Consider the following 20,547-nt stretch of genomic DNA (forward strand, 5'->3'; position numbering starts at 1 on the left):
GTCAGGCGGATCTGGTCACGGCCAGGGTGGCCCTCGTCGAGTGGCAGTCGTAGCACGCAAGCCGATCTCTCAGCCATGGGCCGTTTCGTCGCGACGGTCTGCGTCGTGGCTCGGCCGGGTGTGCTGAACCGATGTCTGGTTACACTCAATGCATGAGTGTGATGCGCGAGGAGCTGCACCATTTGGTGGATCGCCTGCCCGAGGAGAAAGTGGCGCCTCTGCTTCGCCTTGTGCGAGATCAGCTCGACGAACAGCCTGCTGGCCGTGACCTGCCGTTCATCGGAATGCTGGAGGCTGAGCCGGATTTCGCGGAACGCTATGAAGAGATCTTGCGCTCGGAGGACAATCACTCTTCGTGATAGTCATTGATTAGGGGCCTTCGGTCGCAGCGATAAATATCCGGGACAAACACCACGAATCCTGCGACACACTGCTGCGGAGCCATCCGGGTCCGCTGCTCGTTCCCGTGACGGTCGTCACGGAAGTCTGCCAGCTCGTCGAGAAACGTCAGGAAAGCAAGGCGGAAGCGGCGTTCCTGGGCTCTTTCCGGTCCGGCCTGGTTCTGGTCGATGTCACCGACGAGGATCTGTACCGGATGAGCGATCTGGTGGAGGTCTATGCCGACCTTCCGCTGGGTGCGGTCGACGCCTCTGTGATCGCAGTGGCTGAGAGGCTTGGACTGGCCGAGGTGGCCACGCTCGATCGTCGTCATTTCACCGTTGTACGGCCCCGGCATGTAGGTGCGTTCACCCTCTTACCCGAACGACTTTGAGCGTGGAACCGCAGGCTCGTATCCGGCGCTGTCTAGTGCCGTGACCGCTATGGTTCGCCGGGTTGAGACGGAGGACCGTGGTGTTTGTGGAGATCGTCTTCGTGGGGCTGCCGATCGACCGTGATGAGGTCGAGGAGGCATTGGAAGCGGCGTTCGAGCTCGACGGCGAGATCACGGGCGCGGGCAGCGGCATGGGTCGTTGCCATCTTGACCTTGAGATCGCGGAGGGCTCGGACGCGACCGCGGTCCTGGAGCGGCTCTGGGCTGTGCTGTCTGAACTGGGAGTCGCGGACCACGCGACCTTGGATGTCAGCGAGTGATCAGGCTGCCATCTGCGCTCGTCCGCCCCAGCGGACGCCCTTCTCGCTGCGGACACGGGCGCGTTCGCGGCGTTCGGCCGCCAGGACATCTCGATGGCGGGCGTTGGCGTTGCGCCAGCGCAGGTAGGCGTGCAGAGCCCGGGTCTGGACCGTGTGGTTGGGGTGGTTGGAGTTGGCGATGGTGAACTGCCGCAGCGGCCCGAAGTGCGCCTCGATCGGATTTGCCCAGGACGCGTAGGTCGGTGTGAAGCACAGTTCGACCTGGTGCTTTTTGGCCCAGGCGCGGATCTTCTCGCCCTTGTGCGCGGACAGGTTGTCCAAGATCACGTAGATGGGGGCGCCGTCTGGGCGGACCGCCCGGATCGACCTGAGGGCGGCCAGCGTGTTGCCGGCGCCCTTCTTTCGCCGGTTGATGCCCCAGAGCGTGTCGTCACCGACCGAGTAGCAGCCGTGGAAGTACCGGACCCCGTGGGTGCGGTGGTAGGTCGCGGGGTGCCGTTCAGGGTGCCCGGCAGCTGCCCACCCCGAGCCGCCGGTCGGCCGGATTCCCAGCGGACCGAACTCGTCGAACGCGAAAACGCGGTCGGGGAAGCGGTCCAGGACGTGCTCGATCCGGTCGAGCTTGGTGTCACGGTCTGGGTCGGGCGACTCCTTCCAGGTCTTCGTGCGCTGGAAGGTGACGCCGCGGCGGGCCAGCAGGCACCGTAACGCCTCGCGGCCGATCCGGATGACGCGGCCATGGACCCGGTGCAGGTAAATGACGAGCTTGCGGATGGACCAGCGGGTGAAGGGCTGGCCGAGCTTGGTCGGGCGGGTGGTGGCCGTCGCGACGACGAAGTCCTCGTCGTCAGGAGTGAGCTGGCGGGGACGGCCTCCCGCCCAGCGAGGGTCCAGACAGGCCAGGCCGATCTTGTTGAACCGGTGGATCACGTCGCGGACGGTGTCCTCGTCCGCCTGCACCAGCTGGGCGATGACCGGGACGCGGTTCCCGCCGGCCGAGGCCAGCAGCATCATCGCCCGCCGGTAGCGAACCGAACTGGTGCTACCCCGGCGCACGATCTGCTGCAGCTTCTGCCCTTCCTGGTCGGTCAGTCTGCGCACACGGACAGGCTCGGCCACCGCACCTCCACGGGTCGGATCGGACGTCACCGCACATCCAACCGCCCCGACCACCAACCCGGCGAACCAATCCGGTCACAGCACTAGACGGACTGGCTACGGCGGCACCGACGTCAAGCTGAGTGACCTGTCCTGGTGGGGTGCCTGCCAGACGGGCCTGGTTCCGCCCGAGGAGTAACTCCACTACCTGCCGTCATCGCTTGCGTTTATTTCGTTTGTTGCGGATACTGCAAGAAGGAGGCATGGCGATGACAGATGTGCAGGCCAAACGGATACAGCCGGGAAGCATTGATGCTGAGATGGCCAGCCGTGCTGTGCGCCGCATCAAGGACTACCTCATGCGGTCTCACGAGCAATCGGCCATCCGTGTTGTGGGGGAACACGGTGCTGAGGAGCCATTGATCTTGCCTAGGGAAGCTGTGAGCCTGTTGGCCTTCATCCTTGCCCAGGCGGCTGAAGGGCGAGGGGTGACGGTCATCCCTTCTCATGCCGAGCTGACGACCCAGCAGGCGGCGAACATGCTGAACGTCTCACGCCCCCATCTGATCAAGCTTCTGGAGGAAGGAAAGATCCCCTTCCGCTTGGTTGGCAAGCACAGGCGTGTTACGTACGAAGACCTTCAGGAGTACAGACGTCGCGATGATGCCAAGCGCCGTACGGCTGCCGATCAACTTGCTGCGCTAGGCCAGGAGCTGGGCATCTGAGCATGAGCTTTGTGGTGGTCTATGACGCGAACGTGCTTTATGGCAACACACTTCGCGATCTGCTCATCCGCCTGGCCATGACGGGACGGTTCCAGGCCAAGTGGACCAGCAGGATTCTCGACGAAATGCAGCGTAATCTTGCCGCCGATCGTCCAGACATTCCGGAGGAGAAGCTGGGCAAGCTTCGCCTGCTCATGAACTCCGCAGTCCGAGACTGCCTGGTCGAGGGGTACGAACCCCTTATCGAGGGCCTGAAGCTACCCGACCCGGATGACCGGCATGTGCTTGCTGCGGCGATCAAAGTAGGAGCACAGGTCATCGTCACGTCAAATCTCAGGGACTTTCCTTCAGAGTGCTTGGCGCCCTGGGAGATTGAGGCCAAGTCTCCCGATGACTTCGTGCTGGACCAGATCGATCGTGATGGACGAGTGGTCTGGTCCTGTGTTCAGCAGATCGCGGACTCGCGGGTGAACCCGCCGGAGGCCATAGACGATGTGCTCGATGCTTTGGAGAAAGCAGGTCTGGTCGAGTCGGTCGCCGCCCTCCGAGCTGGTTAGCGGGTCGCCGAGGCTGGGTGACGGTGAGAATGGTTTGCCGGCTAAAGCGAACCGCTACCACCGGCGGTACATCTTCAAGAAACCCGGCGGCTACTGCGGCATCGGCGGCACCGACGTCAAGCTGAGTGACCCGTCCCGGTGGGGCGCCTGCCAGACGGGCCTGGTCCCGACCGAGGAGGAGCACTCCCGGCTTCAGCAGGACAGCTCACGATCATCTTCCGAGCGTGAGCTGTCCTGCCGCCAGACGTGGCCAAGTTGCTCATTTTCCGCATCTTGGACGAAACAACCGTCCTGATGTCGTCGTGCACCCCTTCATCACGAGTCAACGGCACGTCTCAGGTCGGTGGACTCGTGCCCCGGTCGGGCGGTGGATGCGGGTTGGTGGCGGGTGATCGTATAAGGCGGTTGCTGTACGGCGCCGCTGCGTCGATCCCGCTCCACCAGATCCTCCGTGCACCATGCCGGGGTGCGAACGGTGGAAGAGCTCGTCGCCGTTGACGATCCGGCGTGGCCGGCGGTCCTGGAGGAAATCGTCTCCAGTGACAACGTTCCCTGATTCAGTCGCTCGCCCCGGCGGATCAGGTGGCGTCTGCCGTGCTCCTGTCCGGTGAGGTCAGCTACCGGGCGGCGGGTATGCCCCGGGGTTCGTCCTGGGGTCGGGCATCCTGCTCCAGGACGGGTCGTCGACGACCTTGCAGGGCTTGACCGGACCGGTGACGAGGTAGCCGCCGAACTGCCACAGGGCTCTGGGCTTCTCCGGGCCCGAGGTCTGGTCCTCGTTCTCGGTGAACTCCATGACGGCTGTCTGCCCCGGCTTGATGTGCTGCGGACTGATCCGCACCTCGCCGCCGCCGATCCTGAACGCCTTGCTGTTCGGCGAGTTGTCGATGGCTTCCCTGATCCTCTTCCGGACCTCGGGATCCTTGCTGTTGAGCTCCTCCTTGGAGAACGAGGGGCCGGCGTCGGTGTGGCCGCGGTCGGGGGCACACCGGGTGCCGGGCTTGACGTAGGAGACATCGGCGGCCAGGCCGAGTGCCGCCAGGTCCTTCTCCACCTGAGCGGGGTCCCTGAGCTCGTTGATCTTCAGGGTGATCGTGCCGTCGGTGTTTTTGGTGACCGCGTAGGCCGGGGTCCCCGACCCGTTCAGGAACGGCACCGCGACGGCCGCCGCCGCCGCGATCCCGGCCACCGCCGCTCCGGCGAGCAGGCGCCGCCTGACGAGCAGGCGTCGAGCCTTGTTCCGGGTGACGATCTCGGCTTTGAGCTCCATCAGCACGTGCTCCTTGAATTTCATCGCATTCCTTCCATGACGAAGGGATCTATCCCCGGCACATTCCTGAGCGTGCGGCGGGCGCGGTGCAGCCTGGCCCTGGCGGCTCCCTGCCGGATGCCCAGAGCGGTGGCCGCCTCGCTGATCGTGAGCTGGTCGATGACGACCAGTTCGAGCATCGCGCGATCACCGTCTGGTAGTCCGGCCATGGCCTGGAAGGCCCGCCTGGCCACGCTCTCCGCGTCGATCCGCTCTTCGAGCTGGGCGACGTCGTCGGAGTCGAGCGGCCTTCGTCCGCCTACGCGATCGGCCAGCTTCGTCTCCTTGAACGCCCGCCGCCGCTCGGCCGAGAGGGTGTTGCGAGCCACGCCGTACAACCACGCGATCTCGCTACCGAGTCCGGGCCGGTAGGTGTGGGCGGAGTCGAGCACCGCGACGAAAACCTCCGCCACCAGGTCGGCGACCGTGTTCGGATCATCGACCCGGCGGGCGAGGAACCACGTGATCGCGTCGACGTGGCGCCGGTAGAAGGCCTCGAAAGCCTCCGGATCCGTAGCGATGTTCGCCTGTCTGCGACGCACCGGCCGTGCTCCCTTCGTCGATTACATCCCTTCTTGGTCAGCGGCCGGGAAAACGTTATGAGTGTGAGCAGATGGGGCCAACTGTTTCCGCTGGGAGGCGGGACATGGTGCTTCCGAGTAGGCGCTGACGTCGTTGCCGGGGTAGGCGTCCACCACGGTCCGCTCTTTTCGTTCGACCAACGCCCGGCAGTCGGCCTCCTGGCGGGCGACGCCCGATCCTGCGCCCTCGCGGTCCTGGCTGATCCGGCAGTAGATCGCGGATCGTCGCATGGGTCACCTGGATGCACGGTGGCAGGTACGGCTGTCGTTGCTCCTTTTCTCGGCCGGAGGTGTACACCTGAGTGGTCCCGGCCGCGAGCGACAAGAGCACCGGCCGGGTGACCGGGAGGAAGCCCACCTCCTGGTCCCGGTGGACCCGTGTTCCGGGTCAGTCGCGGCGTATTCCGCCGGGGCCGGAGACCGGGTCGTCGCTGGGGTTCCTGAACGCGCAATGGAAGACGTGCCGTCCCGGGCCGGCCTCGATGGGCTCGTCCGGCTCTCCGGGCAGGTGAACGGTGGCAATGGTGCTCGGCGGGACCAGGACGTGCAGGGTCAGCCGTCCGCTGGAACGCTCCCAGCTCACCTCCGCCCGGCCGTACGGGGTGACGTGCGTGGCACGGGCGTGGGTGAGGCCACCGCCGGGGCGGGGACGCACCAGCATCCGGCGGTAACCGGGAGCGGCTGGGGCCAGGCCGGCCAGGGTGCGGTGCATCCAGTCGGCGACCGCACCGAGGGCGTAGTGGTTGAAGGAGGTCATCTCGCCGGGGTTGATCGCCCCGTCGGGCAGCATGCTGTCCCAGCGCTCCCAGACGGTGGTGGCACCCATCGTCACCGCGTACAGCCAGGAGGGGCATTCGGTCTGCAGCAGCAGCCGGTAGGCATCGTCGCAGGCCCCGGCTTCGGCCAAGGCGTCGCAGATGAGCGGGGTGCCCACGAAGCCGGTGCCGATGCGGTGGCCGTTCGCCCGTACCAGCTCGACGAGGCGCTCGCCCGCATGGGCGCGGCGCTCCGCACCGTCGATGAGCCCGAACCGCAGGGCCAGGGCGTAGCCCGTCTGCGAGTCGCCGGCCACCTTTCCTTCGAGTGAGACGTACGCGGCGTCGAAGGCGGCACGGACACGCCCGGCGAGCTCCTGGTAACGGCGTTCGTCCTCGGCGTGCCCGAGCAGCGCGGCGGTCTCGGCGAGGAGCCGGGCGGAGTACGCCAGGTAGGCGGTGGCGACCAGGCCCGGATCCGTCTGCGCGTCGAAGGGACGGTCCGGCGGGGCGGTGGGGTCGAGCCAGTCCCCGAGCTGGAAGCCTTCGTCCCACAGGAAGGACTCGCCCACCAGCTCGGCGATCTGATCCACCCAGGCTGTCATGCTCGGGTACTGCCTGCGCAGCACGTCGAGGTCGCCGGTGCGCCGGTAGAGGGTCCAGGGCAGGACGACGGCGGCGTCCCCCCAGACGGCCGTCGGCTCGTCGTTGGTGAAGGGCCCCAGATCCACCCAGGGCACGTAGAGGGGAACGGTGCCGTACTGGCGCTGCTCGGCGGCCAGGTCCTGCAGCCAGGAGCTCAGCATGCCGGTGCAGTCGTAGAGGAAGGCCGCGGCCGGGCCGAAGACCTGGATGTCACCGGTCCAGCCCAGGCGCTCGTCGCGTTGCGGGCAGTCGGTGGGGATGTCGACGAAGTTGCCGCGCATGCTCCACACGACGTTGTCGTGCAGCCGGGTCAGCAGCGGGTCGGAGCAGGTGAAGTCGCCGGTGCGGCGCATGTCGGTGTGGCAGACGACGGCTTGGACGGCAGCGAGGTCCAGCTCGCCGGGCCAGCCGTCGATCTGGGCGTAGCGGAAGCCGTGAACGGTGAAGCGGGGCTCCCACACCTCGGCCGTGCCGTCGCCGCGCAGGGTGTAGGTGTCGAGTGCGAGGGCCGTGCGAAGCGGCCGTACGCCCAGGGCGCCGTTCTCCAGGACCTCGGCGTGGCGGAGCGTGACGGTGTGGCCGGCCGGGCCCTGGACGCGGATGCGCAGGCGGCCGGAGATGTTCTGGCCGAAGTCGAGGATGGTCTCCCCGTCCGGCCCGGTGATCGTCTCGACCGGGTCGAGCGTCTCGACCCGGCGCACCTGAGGCCCGGTGGGCGCGACGAGCAGGGCCGGGTCGTGCGGCAGCGCGTCGGCGGGCAGCCAGGTGGCGTCGTCGAAGCCGGGCCGCGACCAGCCGGCCGGCAGTAGGCGGGCGTCGTACTTCTCGCCCTCGTACAGGCTCGCGGCGGTGACCGGGCCGGGCGCGCACCGCCAGGTCCCGTCGGTGACCACGATGTCGGTCGTGCCGTCGGCATAGGTGATCTCCAACTGGGCGATGAGCGCGGTGCGCTCGCCGTAGACGTCGGACTTGCCGCCGCGGAAGCCGATCCGGCCCCGGTACCAGCCGTCGGCGAGGGTGGCGCCGACGGTGTTGGCGCCCTCGCGCAGGAGATGGGTGACGTCGTGGGTGCGGTAACGCAGCCGGTGGCCGTAGCTGGTCCAGCCGGGAGCCAGGACCTCGTCGCCGACGACCCGGCCGTTGATCTCGGTCTCGTGCAGGCCGTGCGCGGTGACGTACAGGCGGGCCCGACCGACCGGGCCTCGCAGGGTGAAGTCGCGGCGCAGCAGGAAGGCGGGGCCGTCGGGCGGGCCGAGCAGCTCCAGCGGCGGTGCCGCCGCGCCCGCCTGCCAGTCGGTGGCGTCCAGCAGCCCGGTCTCGGCCCAGGACCAGGGGCTCCAGTCGCCGGCCGAGCCGTCGCGGCCGTGCACGCGGACCCGTACGGCCCGCCGCTCGCGTGAGCCCAGTTCCCCGCCCGGCCAGGGAAGAAGCACTGATTCCGGTGACTCGACGCGGCCGGTGCACGTTCCGTCGCTGAGCTCGATCTCGTATGCCTGCTGGGTCCACCCGGGGATGTCGGTGGTGACAGTCCAGGACAGCCGGGGTGCGCTCTCGCCGATCCCGAAGGGAAGGAGGTGGTGTTCGAAGGTAGGTGGTTCGGCACGCAGGAAGGTCACGGTCGTGGTGCTCCTTGTCGGTCAGCCCTTGATGGCGCCGCCGGTCATACCAGCAACGATCTTGCGGTTGAAGAAGACGAAGGCCAGCAGCGGCGGAACGGTGATCAGCACGATGTCCATGAACAGCAGGTTCCACTGGGTGCTGTACTGGCTGGAGAAGTTGTAGAGGGTGACCTGCACGGTGGCGTTGTCGTCGCCGGGCAGGAAGTACAGCGGGTTGACGAAGTCGTTGAAGACGGCCACCGAGCCGGTCAGGATGACGGTGATCGTCACCGGTCGCAGCAGCGGGAAGACCACCCGGAAGAACAGCTGCAGGCCGCTGCAGCCGTCGATCATGGCGGCCTCGTCCAGCTCCCGGGGGATGGCGGCGATGAAGGCGCGGAACAGCATCACCGCGAACGACAGGTTGAAGGCGACCTCGACCAGGATGAGCCCGGGCATGGTCTTGAACAGGCCGATCGCCTGCAGCAGCCAGATGGTCGGCACGATCGCCGGTGGGATGATGAGCCCGGACAGCACCAGGAAGTTGGCCAGAGCGCCGATCCTGCCGGCCCGGCGCTGCAGGACGAAGGCGGCCATCGCGGCGAAGACCACGATCAGCGCGACGGAGACGATGGTCAGGATCGTGCTGTTGAGGTAGGCGCGCAGCAGTACGTAGTCGCGCGCCTCGATCACCTCCGTCAGGTTCTGCACGATCGGCCATTCGGTGGGCCAGGCGAAGTCCAGGTCGGCCGCCTGGGACTCGCCCTTGATCGCGGTCAGCAGCATGAAGGAGAAGGGGATGAGGAAGACGACCGTGGCCACGACGAGCGCGACGGTCTCGGCGCCGAGCCTTCTCAGCGTTCTCATGCGGTGACCTGCCTCTTGCCGAGGAAGTGGTTGAGGGGGACGACGATGACGGTGACGACGATGAACAGCAGCACGTTTCCCGCGGTGGACAGGCCGAAGAAGCCGGCCTGGTACTGCTTGTAGATGATCGAGGCGATGGTGTCGCTGGTGAAGCCGGGACCGCCGCGGGTCATCGTCCAGATCAGGTCGAACGAGCGCAGGCCCCCGATGAACGACAGGATGATCACCGAGTAGGTCGCCGGCCAGGAAAGCGGTAGCGTGACGTGCCGGAAGCGGTGCCAGGCGGTGCCGCCGTCCACGGCGACGGCCTGGTAGTAGTCCTGCGGGATGGACAGGATCCCGGCGATGTAGATGACGGTGGCCAGGCCCACGCCCTTCCACACGTCCACCAGCGCCACCGACAGCAGCGCGGTGGTGGCGTCGCCGAGCCAGTCGGGGCCGGAGACCCCGACCACGGCCAGGGCCTGGTCGACCAGGCCGGTGTCGGGCTTGAGCAGCACGCTGAAGGTGATGCCGACCGCGACCGTGCTGACCAGGACGGGGAAGAACACCACCGAGCGCAGGAAGCCGCGCAGGCGCAGTTTCGAGGTCAGCAGCACACCCAGCAGCAGTCCGAGCACGACCTTCAGGCCGCTGGTGACCACCGCGTAGACGATCGTGTTCTGGAAGCCGATGCGCAGGTTCTGCTCGGCCAGGAAGTCGCGGAAGTTGTCCAGACCGACGAAGGTGCTGTCGAACAGCGTCCAGCGGGTCAGCGCGAAGTAGAACGCCATCACCGTCGGCACCAGGAAGATCACGGTGTAGACGACGGCGGCTGGCAGGTAGAGCGTGTACGGGTAGGCGGTCTGCGGTCGGGAACCGGCGGCGCGAGCGGGTCGCCGTTCGGGTGCCGGGCCGGGCCCCGAGCGGGGCTCGGCCTCCTGCTTGGTCACCACCCCGCGAGCCCCAGCTGCTTGGCCTGCTTCTCGACGTCCCGGTCGTACTGGGTGGCGCCCTCGGCGGGTGGTGTCAGCCCGGAGCCCACCGCGACGGTGATCTGCTCCAGGGACGGGCCCTTGACCGGGGAGACGAACTCCAGCGCGGGCGCGCTGGCGCCCTTGTCGATGTAGGCCTGCAGGTCCTTGGCCACCTGGATCGCGTTGTCGGGCAGCTTGGCCCCCTGGATGCGGTACGGGCCGGATGGCTGGACGACCTTGTTGATCGCGTCGGCGGCGGCGGGTGAGGCCGCGAAGGCGAGGAACTTCTTGGCCGCGTCGAGGCGCTCGGTGGTCTTGGCGATGTAGAGGCCGCCGGGCTCCCAGACGGTGGCGCCGTGCTTGGCGGGATCGTCGCCGGGGATGCCGAAGAAGCCCACATCGGTGGCCGCCTGCGGGTGGGTGGCCAGCAGCGGCGGCACGTTGCCGCTGAGCATCGCGTAGTGCGCGCCCTCGCCTTCGATCAGCATCTTGAGGCCCTGGTCGTAGGTGGCCGTGCCGAAGCCCTCGTTGACGTAGCCCTTGGCATGCACCTCGGCCAGGTGGTCGAAGCCCGCGCGGGCGGCCGGCGTGGTGGCGAACTTGACCTTGTTGGCCGTGTAGTCCTGCGCGAAGCCCGGCACGGTGGTCTGCACGTTGTAGTAGTCGCCCAGCACGAACAGCTGCGAGGTCCAGGTGTCCTTGAACGTCGTGATCACCGGGGTGATCTTCGCTGCTTTGATCTTCTCGTTGTTGGCCGTGAAATCGGCCCACGTCTTGGGCGGCTGCAGGCCGAGCTTCTCGTAGACCTTGCGGTTGTAGAGGATGCCGCCCCCGTTCACGCTCCCGACGGGGACGCCGTAGACCTTGCCGCCCTGCGTCACCACCGGCAGGTAGTCCTTCTGGACGTTGGCCAACACCGGGTCACCGGTGAGGTCGACCATGGTCTGGGCCGGGTTGAGCGCCTGCAGCAGCGACCCCGAGTTGTACCAGAAGACATCCGACATGTCGCCGGTGGACAGCCGGGTCTTGACGATGTTGTCGCCCTCGCTGCCTCCCGGCCGCGTCTCCGTATCGATCTTGACAGTGGGGTTGGCCTGCATGAAGGCGTCCGTGAGCGCCTTGGCCGTGTCCACACTCGCCTGGCTGTTGTCCACGAGCAAGGACAGGGTGACCGTGCCGTCGGCGGCGGGCTCCGAGCCCGAGCCGCAGGAGGTCAGGGCCGCCATCGCGAGAACGGCCACGGCCGTTCCCAGCATGCGGTGAGAGGTTCTCATGGTGCCCCTCCGGGTCCGTTGAATCGTTTTAGGGCCCCCGATGCGGGTTAACGTAGGCGTCACATTGGAGAGCGTCAAGAGGCGGTTTGGGCAACGGTCCTCGATTGTTATCGCTGTCAGCACGAGAAATAACAAGATCTTCCCAGTCCAAATGGGTAACGTTACCCACCTTGTCGATGCTTGAAGCTCGTACAATTGGATCTCGTCACGACGAAGGGGGAGCGATGGGCACGCACGATCGGCGGCGCCGGGTGACGATCGTCGACGTGGCCAACCACGCTCAGGTCTCCACCACCGCCGTGTCGAAGGTGTTGCGCAACGCCTACGGGGCCAGCCCGGCCATGCGCGATCGTGTGAAGGCGGCCATCGAGGAGCTCGGCTACCGGCCCCAGGCCGCGGCCCGGGCGATGCGCGGACGCACGTTCACCATCGGCGTGCTGCTGCCGCACATCAGGAACCCGTTCTTCGCCGACATCCTCGACGGCGTCACGGAGCAGTTCGCCGACACCGACTATCAGGCGATCATGATCCATGGCGGGTCCACCCCGAAGGCCGAGGCGCGGGCCATCGACGCCCTGGTGGACCGGCAGGTGGACGGCATCCTCATGGTCGCCCCGCTCACCTCCAAGACGGTCCTGGAGGAGGTGGCGAAAGACATGCCCACGGTCGTGTTCGGACGACATGAGCGATCGGCCGTCTACGACTCGGTCTTCGACGACGACGAAGCGGGCGCCGAACTCGTCGTTCAGCACTTGATCGCGCTCGGCCACCGCCGCATCGCACACATCGGGCAGAAGGACGCCAGCCGGGGCCACCCCGCGGACCTGCTGCACACGATCAGGGCGGAGACCTACCGGCGCGTGATGCGCGAGCACGGCCTGGACGAGGAGATCGCGGTCAGCACGACCTCCTACACCGAGGACGGCGGCTATGCCGGTGCCCGTGAGCTGCTGAGCCGCTCACCACGTCCGACGGCGATCTTCGCCGGGGCGGACCTGGCCGCCTTCGGCGCGCTGGCGGCCGTCCACGAGGCCGGCCTGTCCGTTCCCGGTGACGTCTCGGTCGCCGGCTACGACAACATCCGGATCACCGCCCTGCCCAACGTCTCGCTGACCAGCGTCGACCAGGACGGCTCCGTCATGGGCCGTACCGCCGGACGCCTGCTGCTGGAACGCATCGGCGGCCGTACGTCGTCGGTGCGCTTCTCCGTCGCCCCGACCCTGGTCGAGCGCCGCTCCACCGCGGCTCCGTACGACTGCGCGCAGGACGCTGTGCCGGTCGAATCTCAGGTCAACGAGAGGTGAGGTCCCTTTCGGGCCCGCGCAGACCCGCCGACTCCGGCCACGTACGACGTGACCCTGAGAAAGCCGGCCATCCGTGCGGCGCCGACCGGGTCCCCCAGAGTGCGACGGCGATGTACAGGGCCTGCTCGGGGATCCTGAACCAGAGCGGGGACGCCTCGCCGCCGTTGAACGGCACATCGGCGAGGGCGGCGTAGACGTTGGCCGGCAGCAGCAGCACGAAGAGCGCCGCGAGGCTGATCCCGGTGGCCCGGCGGGACCTTACGGTGCGGCGGTCAGCCGAGCCAGCGGCCGTCGCGCATGAGGTCGCGTCCCCGCAGTTCGTTCGCCTCACGCCAGGCCTGGATGTGCCACGGCCGGATCAGGAAGTACTGGTAGCCGTTGAGTTCGCGCGGGTCGAAACCGGTCGTGGTCGCGAACGCGTCGCCCGTCTCAGGGGCGAGGTCGGCGAGGTCCACCGGCTCGGCGGTGCCCTCGACGATGACGACGTCGCGGGTCGGCCCGAGGCTGAGTCGCACCCGGCCGTCCGCCAGCAGGTTGCGGCCGGTGACCGAGGCGCGCGGCGTCGAGATGAGGAACGCGGTCCCGTCCCAGAGGTACGAGAGCGGGATGAGGTGAACGCCGCCCGGGGAGCCCGACGTCGCGACCCAGAGATCGACGTCGCTCTCCAGTTTCGCGCGAGTGTCCCGCAGCCTCTCCTCGGGTCCACGCGGCGGCGCGTCCGTCATGCTTCCTCCAGTCACTTGGTGGAGAGCCCTTCCCCCATGGGACGGGCTCCGTCGGTCATCGGTCGGTTCGCCGAGGTCGCGATCTTCCAGATCGTTCCGTCCGGGGCTTGTACGACCCCGCCGTAGCCCAGAGCGACTTCGCGGCAGGCTTCAGCGTCGTGGCGCCGGCATCGAGGGCGGCGCCGATGAGGCTGCCGACGTTGGCCGGCTGGGACACCGTGAGCGTCGGCGTGAACCCGCGGAAGCCGGTTGTGGGTGCCTCCGAGGTCCGCAGGCGTATCTGCGTTTCCAGACCGAAGGCGGCGGTGTAGAAGCGCTTGGCGGCCGTGGGGTCGGCCACGTCGAGGGTGACGGATTCGATGGATGTCATGGTCGTCACGCTGGTTGCGGCTCGGCGACCGGCGCTTCTTGATTTCTGATCGGTCGTGTCACCTGTTTCGCCACACACGGCGGCATCCCCGCCACAGCTCCCGCTGCACGGCGCCGGTAGACGCTGGGCGGCATGCCGACCAGCTCGGTGAAGCGGGTGCTGAAAGTGCCCAGCGACGAGCAGCCGACCGCGAAGCAGACCTCGGTGACGCTGAGGTCGCCACGGCGCAGCAGCGCCGTGGCGCGCTCGATGCGACGCGTCATCAGATACGCGTACGGCGACTCGCCGTAGGCCACCCGGAACTGGCGGCTGAGGTGCCCGGCGGACATGTGCGCGTCGCGGGCGAGCGCCTCGACGTTCAGCGGCTGCGCGTACTCCCGATCGATCCGGTCGCGGACGCGGCGCAGTCGCGCGAGGTCGCTCAGGCGCTGCGCCGCGATGCGTGCGTGCGCCCACGAAGGGTGACACATGAGAGAACTCCTTTTCATCGATGTCCGCGAGCACCTGGGTCGTATGCCGACGCGGGCGGCGAGGTGCTCGATGACCGGACGGCTCAGCGGAACTCCTGGATGCGGATCAGGTTGCCCGCGGGATCGCGGAAGGCGCAGTCACGGATGCCGTACGGCTGCTCGGTCGGCTCCTGGACGACCTCGGCGTCGCCGGCCTGCAGCTTCTCGAAAGTGCCGTCGAGGTCCCGGGTGGCCAGCAGGATCCAGCCGTAGGTGCCCTTGGCCATCATCTCGACGATGGTGCGGCGCTCGTCCTCGGTGATCCCAGGGTCGGCGGCCGGCGGCGCCAGGAGGATGGACGTGCCGGGCTGGCCGACGGGGCCGACCGTGATCCAGCGCATCCTGCCCTGTCCGATGTCGCTGCGGACCTCGAAGCCGAGGGCGTCGCGGTAGAAAGCCAGGGACGCGTCCGGGTCGTCATGCGGGAGGAAGCTCGTGTGAATGGTGATGTCCATGACCTCAGGCTAGGGGCGGCTCCGTGACCTGTGCTTCTCGATTTCTGATCGATCTGTCCACCTGTTCGCCGCGCACGGTCGCATCCCCGCCGTTGCGCGCACCGCCTGGCGCCGCGTCACCATGTGATGACCATGAACGTTCACCGGGTACGGCCTCCGGCTGCGCTGAGGATGGTGAGTAGTGTCATCTGACATGACTGCCTATGTGATCGCAGATGTGAGGCTGACCGGAGATGCGGACGAACTGGCCGAGTACCGTTCCAAGGTGATCGCGACGCTTGAGCCGTACGGCGGGAAGTATCTTGCGCGCGGCGGGCCGGTCACGGTTGTCGAGGGCGACTGGGAGCCCGGACAGCTTGTCGTGGTCGAGTTTCCGACCGTCGAGGCCGCGCGTTCCTGGAACGAGTCAGCGGCCTACCAGGAGATCGCACCGTTGCGCAGCCGCAATACCGACAGCAGACGATTGATCGTCGAAGGTCTGTGACGTCCGTCGCCCTGGTGCGGCCGTGAGCGCGGGCGGGCGTCCGTGTCATCCCGGCGCTATCGAATCGCTCGATCCTCTGGGGATGAACTTGGTATGTTCGTGCAGTTCTTCGACGTGCGCCGTGGCTCGGGGTGTTTTCAGTACGGGTGCGTCCGGCGAGTCGTGCCGGTGGAAGATATCGATATCGACCTCTTCGCCTCCGACGATCAATGTGTCCCATGCTCCGCTCACCAGCAGGGTTCGCACCGTCTCGGCCTGTAGCTTTCGCAGATGATTGTCGAGGGTCGCGTCGTCGGGCATGCCGGGAATACGTGGCGACAGGCGGCTCCGGATCTGTCGCAGCTGTTCCATGAGCGCGTCGATGTCCGCATCCTTGTCCGGACTCTTACCCCCTTCCTCGATGCCCTGGACGATTTTGTCTTTGATCGTACAGGTGACCCCGTGTTCGTCGGTGGTCACCATTGATTTCCAGGCGCGGCTCTTATGCCGGTATTGGAGCATCGACATCGCCGCTTCGTGGCGGAGGAAGTTCGCATCACGAAAGGCTCTCCCGCGCCAGCCGTGGTGGAGAGACCGCGCCAGTGAGATGGCCGACGCCAAACCGCTGTTGAGCCCGCGTCCCGGCCAGAAGTGGATCGAATTGGCGGCGTCCCCGAGCAGAAACCCATAGGTGCCCGGGGTGGTCGACGTCGCGGAATACAGTTGGGCACTGAACCGCGGCCGCTGCACCATGTCCAGTCGAAATGCGGTGACGGCGCTCAGGTTCTCTTCCGTGACGCCGAAGAACACCAACCCCTCCATCACCCGTTTCCACAGTGCCGAGCTTTTGACCAGGGCGGGCAGAAACAGTGTGCTGTGGGTGGAGCAGTGAAACTCGCCTTGGTCGGTCCTTCCCATCAGGCATGGACGGGAGGCGATACACTCTTCGAACACATGCCGGACGGGGTCGATCCCGATGACCTCCTCAGCCTCGGCATCGGTCAGGCGCATGTTCAGAAAGCCTTCACCGCGTAAGGCGTTCAAGAGAAAACGATTCTGGGCCACCGTCAGCAAGACGGTCATGGGGTCTGACAGGTCGGACTTCACCCGCAGGCCCAGCACGACATCCTGCACGTGCTGACCGTTCAGCGAGTAGATCGATTTGTCGGCGTTGCCGAACTTGTCGGTGAAGAACTCCCGCGTTCGCGAGCGTCCTCCCTCGCAGATGGCGAGCACATGGTCCTTGACCACAGCCTCACGGTGCTCGGTCGGGTCGAAGTTGGCAGGAACGAGTCGGATGCAGTCGGATTTCTCGTTCGCTATTTCAAGCAGCTTGTCTTCTATATAGGCGACCCGGATGTTCCGCGGGCTGTAGCCACGGATGGAATCGGGACCGGTCGGCCACATCTCGGAGTACGATCCGGGGCTGAACAGCCGCGCCTGGACCTCCTCGGGGAGATTGAGGTATTGGCGGCTCTGGACCGTCACCACCTGCTGCCGCCGGATGTTGCCCTGCGCTTCGTTCTTCCATATGACGCGCGCCCCGTCCTGAATCCAGCGGCCGTCATACAATGTGATGGCCACTCGCCGGCCCATGAGGTTTTCGAGCAGCAGGGCAAAACTCAGCCCGACAGGGCCGCCGCCCGAAATCGTGACATGCAAGACCTGGCCCGGTTCGACGCACACAGCGGATTTGATGAACGACTGAAGCACGAGGGCATCCACGATCGTCTCCATCTCGGTGGATGCCTCGAAACAGAATGTTTCATCGCCGATCGTGATCAGATCACCCGGCCGGAGCACGTGTGATTTCACCCGGCTCCCGTTGACCAGCGTCCCGTTACGGCTTCCCCGGTCGTACAGTACGTAACCGCCGGCCTCGTGACGCACCTCCGCGTGAAAGCGCGAGGCTCTCCCGCTGGCGATCACCACACTGTTGTCGTCCCTGCGACCGAAGGTGATCGGCACATCGCTGATCGGAAACCGTTGTCCGGTGAGAGGGCCTTCACGCCCGACGATTGCAGGTGGCATGGGTCGCACCCCTTTCCGCAGGTCGTAGAACTGATGCGATCATCGATAGCAGAGGCGCCGTGCGTTGCGTCGTGTGCCGGGTCGACCAGGTTTACCGCAGGTCTTTCTCTTGCTTCGGAAAACTTCACGCGATCACTTATCGTGCCATGCTCGGCGTCCATAGGAAATGGTCCGCAGCCGTATAAACCGCTTGCCGCCGAATCCCGCACAGGTCGCGGGCGGCGGCAGGTGGAGGCATGCCTCCGGCGGGGATCTCCGGTCCCGAGGTGATCAGAACCAGGGAGACGGTCAGGGCGGCCGCCTCGCGGGCGAGTCGATGCGGCCCGTCACACCTGGAGGGCCGTCGACCTCGGTCGGCTGAATGATCGGCTCCGCCGTCCTCACCCCCGGCTCGGCTGGCGGCCGGCGGCGCGACCCGGCCCTTCTTGGCCGCAGCCAGGGAATAGCGTCGTGGGGGAGTGGGGTTGGCGCGGTTATGGAGCCGGTCACGCGTGGGCGGGTCCGCATCGAGCGGGCCGCCAAGAGGGTGCGGGTTTTCCTGGGCGGCCGGGCGATCGCCGACACCGTCCGGGCGTTGCTGGTCTGGGAGGTGCCCTACTATCCGACCTACTACTTCCCCCGGCAGGACGTCGCCGTCGAGTTGAAGCCCAGCGGCCGGACCGTGCACTCGCCCAGCCGCGGTGAGGCGGTGCTGTTCGACGTCGAGGGCGTGGCTGACGCGGCGCTGGCCTATCCCGGCTCCCCGATCGAGGAGTTGCGCGATCATGTGCGGTTCGAGTGGGAGGCGGTGGACGCCTGGTTCGAGGAGGACGAGGAGGTCTACGTGCACGCTCGTGATCCTTACACCCGGGTGGACGTGCTGCCCTCCTCCCGCCATGTGCGCGTCGAGGTCGACGGGGTGACGGTCGCCGACTCCCACAGCCCCCGGATCCTGTTCGAGACCGGTCTGCCACCACGCTATTACTTGCCCAAGACCGACATCCGCCTGGACCTGCTCACCCCCACCGGCACCGTGACCCACTGCCCGTACAAGGGGACGGCCGAATACTGGTCGGTGAACGGTCGCGCGGATCTGGCGTGGTCCTACCGGACCCCGCTGGAGGAGAGCCGCCGCATCGCCGGGCTGGTCTCCTTCTACGACGAGAAGGTCGACGTCTACATCGACGGAGTCCTGCAGGACCGCCCGAAGACGAAGTTCGCCTGACTCGCGACCTGCGGCGTCTGGTCTGAACCGGGCTGGCATGTAGCGATAGCATCGAACTCTGTCTGAGCGAACGGGAGGGATGACATGGTTTATCGCCCGATGACCCTCGTCGATCTCGCCGCGCGCATGAAAGCGAATTCCAACGAAAAGATTCGCTGGAAGCTCGTGTGGGAGTTCCTCGAGGAATATCGCTGGGAGACGTCCGATGCCCAGCCGGCGTTGCTCAGATCCGAGCCGGAATCCGTGGGTGACGAACGGTGGGATGCCTTGCTGGCCGCGCTCGCGGAGCATCTCGCCGCGAAGCATGATCTTGCCCCCCCTCTATGGACGGCACTGCGGGTGTTGCGCCACCCTTGGTTCCCTGCCGAGTTGGCCAGTCAGCGCGTGGATGCGCTGGTCTGGGCTCCTGCAGCCTTCCGCAAGCACGGTGTCTACCTTTCGAGTAAGGATCTCGAGGCGGCATGAGCGGGACAGACGACGGACTGCTTGGCCGGGCGGAGCTTGAACGGGCTTCACTGCACTGGGGGAGCGACTGATGCGCCGGGGCGTCGTCGCGGATCTCTTCGTCGTGGGCGGAGCCGCAATGGCGCTCGCTTACGACGCGGTCCGAGTCACCCGTGACGTGGACGCACTCTTCGTACCGCACGGAGTGGTTCTGGAAGAGGCCCGCCGGGTCGCTGAGGACCTCGGCTTACCTCCATGGTGGTTGAACGAGCAGGCCAGCGTCTACATCTCCGGGAAAGACGATCCGGGGAAGCGAAGAGTCTTCGACCATCCGGGCCTCCGCGTGATGGCGGCTTCACCGGAGCACATCTTCGCGATGAAGGCGATGGCGGCACGGACACGCGATGTTGACGATCTCCGACATCTGGCAGAGCTGGCCAACGTCGTATCCGCGGAGGACGCGATCCGCCTGTGTGCGCAGTTTTTTTCCCGGGGAGGAGCCTTCCCCCAGAGCATGGGCGGTGCTGGTCGACCTGTTCGGCTGAGCCCGATGCTGATCTCCTCCTCAGAATAAGCACCGTTTGAAATGACAGCCTCAGTGAAGGTTTTACCCGTACAAGGGAACGGCCGAATACTGGTCGGTGAACGGTCGCGTAGACCTGGCGTGGTCCTACCGGACCCCGCTGGAGGAGAGCCGCCGCATCGCCGGGCTGGTCTCCTTCTACGACGAGAAGGTCGACGTCTACATCGACGGAGTTCTGCAGGATCGCCCGAAGTCGAAGTTCGCCTGATCAGTTCGGCACATCGAACGGGTTGACGACGGACACCCCCGTGCCATCGAAGTCCTTGACGTTCCGGCTGACCAGGGTCCAGCCGTTCACCCGGGCCGTCGCGGCGATCAGAGCGTCCGCCGTCGGGAGCGGGCGTACGGCGTTCAGCCGCCCCCACTCCTCGGCGACCTCCGAGGTGACGGGGACGATGCGATCACCGAATTGCCGGTGAAGGTCGTGGAGCCAGCGCTCCAGAGAGATCGCCTGTACGGGGTCCCGGCGTCTACAGCGTTCGACTCCGCAGCGGATCTCGCCGACCGTCAGGCTGCTGAGATGGAGAGTGGGTCCGTGCGTTGCGCTGATCCAGTCCTTGACCTGGGAGCTGCCGTTCCTCTTGCGTGCTTCGGAGACCACGTTCGTGTCGAGCAGACAGCCGATGCCCATCAGCCGAAGTCGATCTCTCGGGGAAGGTCCTGGTTCCGTGGGAATTCGAGGTCGTCATCCCAGTCGGGGTCGGCGAGAAGGAACTGCCTGAAGTCGGGGGCGTCGCCTTTGATGCGGTGGTATTCGGCGATGTCGATGACGACGGCCACCTCCTCCCCGTGCCGGGTGACCACTTGGGGGCCTTCGCTCACCGCACGCCGTACGACCTCGCTGAAGCGCTGTTTCGCCTCTTGAACCTGCCATTCGTTCATGAGTCACCTTCTGTCTGGTCTGTCTAGACCCAGACTGGCTTCAGGGTGAGATCGTGCGAGTACTTTCCGCTCCCTGATCGCCTGGTTCGCGGCGTGATCGCATGACCCGAGACTGTTGCA

26 protein-coding genes are annotated in these 20,547 nt (G+C 66.5%); 11 read left to right on the forward strand and 15 right to left on the reverse strand.

All coding sequences use genetic code 11. The annotated features are described in order from the left end of the window. The first annotated feature begins 152 nt into the window (after positions 1-152). The 3 genes from OHA77_RS30305 (at position 153) to OHA77_RS30315 (ending at position 1,092) form a co-directional block, all read left to right on the forward strand. Positions 153-359 carry a hypothetical protein gene (locus OHA77_RS30305; protein ID WP_406312796.1) on the forward strand — a complete coding sequence of 69 codons (207 nt, stop codon included), beginning with the start codon at positions 153-155 and terminating at the stop codon, positions 357-359. Between the two features lie 95 nt (positions 360-454). Beyond that, a complete protein-coding gene (locus OHA77_RS30310) occupies positions 455-772 on the forward strand; it encodes a type II toxin-antitoxin system VapC family toxin (protein WP_406319895.1) in 318 nt (105 codons plus the stop codon). A gap of 86 nt (positions 773-858) precedes the next feature. Continuing rightward, positions 859-1,092 carry a hypothetical protein gene (locus OHA77_RS30315; RefSeq protein ID WP_406311808.1) on the forward strand — a complete coding sequence of 78 codons (234 nt, stop codon included), beginning with the start codon at positions 859-861 and terminating at the stop codon, positions 1,090-1,092. On the opposite strand, the gene OHA77_RS30320 is transcribed toward OHA77_RS30315, so the two are convergent. Then, on the reverse strand, positions 1,093-2,211 hold the full coding sequence (locus OHA77_RS30320) for an IS630 family transposase (RefSeq protein WP_406311807.1): 1,119 nt from the start codon (positions 2,209-2,211) through the stop codon (positions 1,093-1,095). It lies immediately after the preceding gene. A 248-nt stretch (positions 2,212-2,459) separates the two neighbouring features. Here OHA77_RS30320 and OHA77_RS30325 point away from each other — a divergent pair, with 248 nt between their 5' ends. Next, complete coding sequence (locus OHA77_RS30325; protein WP_406312797.1) at positions 2,460-2,915, forward strand: excisionase family DNA-binding protein; 456 nt, start codon at positions 2,460-2,462, stop codon at positions 2,913-2,915. A gap of 2 nt (positions 2,916-2,917) precedes the next feature. Further along, on the forward strand, positions 2,918-3,472 hold the full coding sequence (locus tag OHA77_RS30330; RefSeq protein ID WP_406312798.1) for a putative toxin-antitoxin system toxin component, PIN family: 555 nt from the start codon (positions 2,918-2,920) through the stop codon (positions 3,470-3,472). Between the two features lie 613 nt (positions 3,473-4,085). Here the strand turns inward: OHA77_RS30330 and OHA77_RS30335 are convergent. The 6 genes from OHA77_RS30335 to OHA77_RS30360 all read right to left on the reverse strand — a co-directional run bounded on the left by OHA77_RS30335 (position 4,086) and on the right by OHA77_RS30360 (position 11,457). Then, positions 4,086-4,766, reverse strand: a complete 681-nt coding sequence (locus OHA77_RS30335; RefSeq protein WP_406312799.1) for a hypothetical protein — start codon at positions 4,764-4,766, stop codon at positions 4,086-4,088. Then, a complete protein-coding gene (locus OHA77_RS30340) occupies positions 4,763-5,323 on the reverse strand; it encodes an RNA polymerase sigma factor (protein ID WP_406312800.1) in 561 nt (186 codons plus the stop codon). Before OHA77_RS30340 ends, OHA77_RS30335 begins: the two co-directional genes overlap by 4 nt. Before the next feature lie 427 nt (positions 5,324-5,750). Next, the gene (locus OHA77_RS30345) at positions 5,751-8,378 is read right to left on the reverse strand and encodes a family 78 glycoside hydrolase catalytic domain (RefSeq protein ID WP_406312801.1); all 2,628 of its coding nucleotides are present in this window, start codon (positions 8,376-8,378) and stop codon (positions 5,751-5,753) included. A 21-nt stretch (positions 8,379-8,399) separates the two neighbouring features. Beyond that, a complete protein-coding gene (locus OHA77_RS30350) occupies positions 8,400-9,227 on the reverse strand; it encodes a carbohydrate ABC transporter permease (RefSeq protein ID WP_406312802.1) in 828 nt (275 codons plus the stop codon). After that, entirely contained in the window at positions 9,224-10,159 is a 936-nt protein-coding gene (locus OHA77_RS30355; RefSeq protein ID WP_406312803.1) for a carbohydrate ABC transporter permease, read from the reverse strand. Before OHA77_RS30355 ends, OHA77_RS30350 begins: the two co-directional genes overlap by 4 nt. Beyond that, positions 10,156-11,457, reverse strand: a complete 1,302-nt coding sequence (locus OHA77_RS30360) for an ABC transporter substrate-binding protein (protein ID WP_406312804.1) — start codon at positions 11,455-11,457, stop codon at positions 10,156-10,158. The genes OHA77_RS30355 and OHA77_RS30360 overlap by 4 nt, the downstream gene beginning before the upstream one ends. A gap of 224 nt (positions 11,458-11,681) precedes the next feature. Here OHA77_RS30360 and OHA77_RS30365 point away from each other — a divergent pair, with 224 nt between their 5' ends. After that, the gene (locus OHA77_RS30365; protein WP_406312805.1) at positions 11,682-12,761 is read left to right on the forward strand and encodes a LacI family DNA-binding transcriptional regulator; all 1,080 of its coding nucleotides are present in this window, start codon (positions 11,682-11,684) and stop codon (positions 12,759-12,761) included. Here the strand turns inward: OHA77_RS30365 and OHA77_RS30370 are convergent. From OHA77_RS30370 to OHA77_RS30390, 5 genes are all read right to left on the reverse strand, one after another. Beyond that, positions 12,748-12,978, reverse strand: a complete 231-nt coding sequence (locus tag OHA77_RS30370; RefSeq protein ID WP_406312806.1) for a hypothetical protein — start codon at positions 12,976-12,978, stop codon at positions 12,748-12,750. The genes OHA77_RS30365 and OHA77_RS30370 overlap by 14 nt on opposite strands. Positions 12,979-13,033: 55 nt before the next feature. Then, positions 13,034-13,486: a pyridoxamine 5'-phosphate oxidase family protein gene (locus OHA77_RS30375; protein WP_406312807.1), complete on the reverse strand. Its 453-nt coding sequence runs from the start codon at positions 13,484-13,486 to the stop codon at positions 13,034-13,036. Positions 13,487-13,541: 55 nt separating this feature from the next. Beyond that, entirely contained in the window at positions 13,542-13,856 is a 315-nt protein-coding gene (locus OHA77_RS30380; RefSeq protein WP_406312808.1) for a hypothetical protein, read from the reverse strand. Between the two features lie 5 nt (positions 13,857-13,861). Beyond that, positions 13,862-14,326 carry a helix-turn-helix transcriptional regulator gene (locus OHA77_RS30385; RefSeq protein WP_406312809.1) on the reverse strand — a complete coding sequence of 155 codons (465 nt, stop codon included), beginning with the start codon at positions 14,324-14,326 and terminating at the stop codon, positions 13,862-13,864. 83 nt (positions 14,327-14,409) lie between these two features. Continuing rightward, complete coding sequence (locus tag OHA77_RS30390; RefSeq protein WP_406312810.1) at positions 14,410-14,820, reverse strand: VOC family protein; 411 nt, start codon at positions 14,818-14,820, stop codon at positions 14,410-14,412. 193 nt (positions 14,821-15,013) lie between these two features. Between OHA77_RS30390 and OHA77_RS30395 the strand changes: the two genes are divergently transcribed. Beyond that, complete coding sequence (locus OHA77_RS30395) at positions 15,014-15,304, forward strand: DUF1330 domain-containing protein (RefSeq protein ID WP_406312811.1); 291 nt, start codon at positions 15,014-15,016, stop codon at positions 15,302-15,304. A 45-nt stretch (positions 15,305-15,349) separates the two neighbouring features. On the opposite strand, the gene OHA77_RS30400 is transcribed toward OHA77_RS30395, so the two are convergent. Then, positions 15,350-17,314: an FHA domain-containing protein gene (locus OHA77_RS30400; RefSeq protein ID WP_406312812.1), complete on the reverse strand. Its 1,965-nt coding sequence runs from the start codon at positions 17,312-17,314 to the stop codon at positions 15,350-15,352. Between the two features lie 475 nt (positions 17,315-17,789). On the opposite strand from OHA77_RS30400, the gene OHA77_RS30405 reads away from it, so the two are divergent. The 4 genes from OHA77_RS30405 (at position 17,790) to OHA77_RS30420 (ending at position 19,753) form a co-directional block, all read left to right on the forward strand. After that, positions 17,790-18,518 carry a DUF427 domain-containing protein gene (locus OHA77_RS30405; RefSeq protein ID WP_406312813.1) on the forward strand — a complete coding sequence of 243 codons (729 nt, stop codon included), beginning with the start codon at positions 17,790-17,792 and terminating at the stop codon, positions 18,516-18,518. Between the two features lie 99 nt (positions 18,519-18,617). Continuing rightward, positions 18,618-18,983, forward strand: a complete 366-nt coding sequence (locus OHA77_RS30410; protein ID WP_406312814.1) for a hypothetical protein — start codon at positions 18,618-18,620, stop codon at positions 18,981-18,983. A 70-nt stretch (positions 18,984-19,053) separates the two neighbouring features. After that, a complete protein-coding gene (locus OHA77_RS30415) occupies positions 19,054-19,536 on the forward strand; it encodes a DUF6036 family nucleotidyltransferase (protein ID WP_406312815.1) in 483 nt (160 codons plus the stop codon). Positions 19,537-19,603: 67 nt separating this feature from the next. Then, the gene (locus OHA77_RS30420) at positions 19,604-19,753 is read left to right on the forward strand and encodes a DUF427 domain-containing protein (RefSeq protein WP_406312816.1); all 150 of its coding nucleotides are present in this window, start codon (positions 19,604-19,606) and stop codon (positions 19,751-19,753) included. Here the strand turns inward: OHA77_RS30420 and OHA77_RS30425 are convergent, their stop codons facing one another. Both OHA77_RS30425 and OHA77_RS30430 read right to left on the reverse strand, forming a co-directional pair. Next, entirely contained in the window at positions 19,754-20,176 is a 423-nt protein-coding gene (locus OHA77_RS30425) for a type II toxin-antitoxin system VapC family toxin (protein WP_406312817.1), read from the reverse strand. Beyond that, on the reverse strand, positions 20,176-20,427 hold the full coding sequence (locus tag OHA77_RS30430) for a type II toxin-antitoxin system Phd/YefM family antitoxin (protein WP_406312818.1): 252 nt from the start codon (positions 20,425-20,427) through the stop codon (positions 20,176-20,178). The genes OHA77_RS30425 and OHA77_RS30430 overlap by 1 nt, the downstream gene beginning before the upstream one ends. Between the last annotated feature and the right edge of the window lie 120 nt (positions 20,428-20,547).

Source organism: Streptosporangium sp. NBC_01639 (assembly GCF_045209755.1).
Classification (GTDB): Bacteria; Actinomycetota; Actinomycetes; order Streptosporangiales; family Streptosporangiaceae; genus Streptosporangium.

What these genes read in the sequence shown, in the direction of transcription:
- OHA77_RS30430 (WP_406312818.1), bottom strand. Translation starts at nt 20,427, where the DNA reads ATGAACGAATGGCAGGTTCAAGAGGCGAAACAGCGCTTCAGCGAGGTC.
- OHA77_RS30365 (WP_406312805.1), top strand. Translation starts at nt 11,682, where the DNA reads ATGGGCACGCACGATCGGCGGCGCCGGGTGACGATCGTCGACGTGGCC.
- OHA77_RS30415 (WP_406312815.1), top strand. Translation starts at nt 19,054, where the DNA reads ATGCGCCGGGGCGTCGTCGCGGATCTCTTCGTCGTGGGCGGAGCCGCA.
- OHA77_RS30425 (WP_406312817.1), bottom strand. Translation starts at nt 20,176, where the DNA reads ATGGGCATCGGCTGTCTGCTCGACACGAACGTGGTCTCCGAAGCACGC.
- OHA77_RS30380 (WP_406312808.1), bottom strand. Translation starts at nt 13,856, where the DNA reads ATGACATCCATCGAATCCGTCACCCTCGACGTGGCCGACCCCACGGCC.
- OHA77_RS30390 (WP_406312810.1), bottom strand. Translation starts at nt 14,820, where the DNA reads ATGGACATCACCATTCACACGAGCTTCCTCCCGCATGACGACCCGGAC.
- OHA77_RS30350 (WP_406312802.1), bottom strand. Translation starts at nt 9,227, where the DNA reads ATGAGAACGCTGAGAAGGCTCGGCGCCGAGACCGTCGCGCTCGTCGTG.
- OHA77_RS30360 (WP_406312804.1), bottom strand. Translation starts at nt 11,457, where the DNA reads ATGAGAACCTCTCACCGCATGCTGGGAACGGCCGTGGCCGTTCTCGCG.
- OHA77_RS30330 (WP_406312798.1), top strand. Translation starts at nt 2,918, where the DNA reads ATGAGCTTTGTGGTGGTCTATGACGCGAACGTGCTTTATGGCAACACA.
- OHA77_RS30385 (WP_406312809.1), bottom strand. Translation starts at nt 14,326, where the DNA reads ATGTGTCACCCTTCGTGGGCGCACGCACGCATCGCGGCGCAGCGCCTG.
- OHA77_RS30375 (WP_406312807.1), bottom strand. Translation starts at nt 13,486, where the DNA reads ATGACGGACGCGCCGCCGCGTGGACCCGAGGAGAGGCTGCGGGACACT.
- OHA77_RS30335 (WP_406312799.1), bottom strand. Translation starts at nt 4,766, where the DNA reads ATGAAATTCAAGGAGCACGTGCTGATGGAGCTCAAAGCCGAGATCGTC.
- OHA77_RS30305 (WP_406312796.1), top strand. Translation starts at nt 153, where the DNA reads ATGAGTGTGATGCGCGAGGAGCTGCACCATTTGGTGGATCGCCTGCCC.
- OHA77_RS30395 (WP_406312811.1), top strand. Translation starts at nt 15,014, where the DNA reads ATGACTGCCTATGTGATCGCAGATGTGAGGCTGACCGGAGATGCGGAC.
- OHA77_RS30410 (WP_406312814.1), top strand. Translation starts at nt 18,618, where the DNA reads ATGACCCTCGTCGATCTCGCCGCGCGCATGAAAGCGAATTCCAACGAA.
- OHA77_RS30325 (WP_406312797.1), top strand. Translation starts at nt 2,460, where the DNA reads ATGACAGATGTGCAGGCCAAACGGATACAGCCGGGAAGCATTGATGCT.
- OHA77_RS30405 (WP_406312813.1), top strand. Translation starts at nt 17,790, where the DNA reads ATGGAGCCGGTCACGCGTGGGCGGGTCCGCATCGAGCGGGCCGCCAAG.
- OHA77_RS30400 (WP_406312812.1), bottom strand. Translation starts at nt 17,314, where the DNA reads ATGCCACCTGCAATCGTCGGGCGTGAAGGCCCTCTCACCGGACAACGG.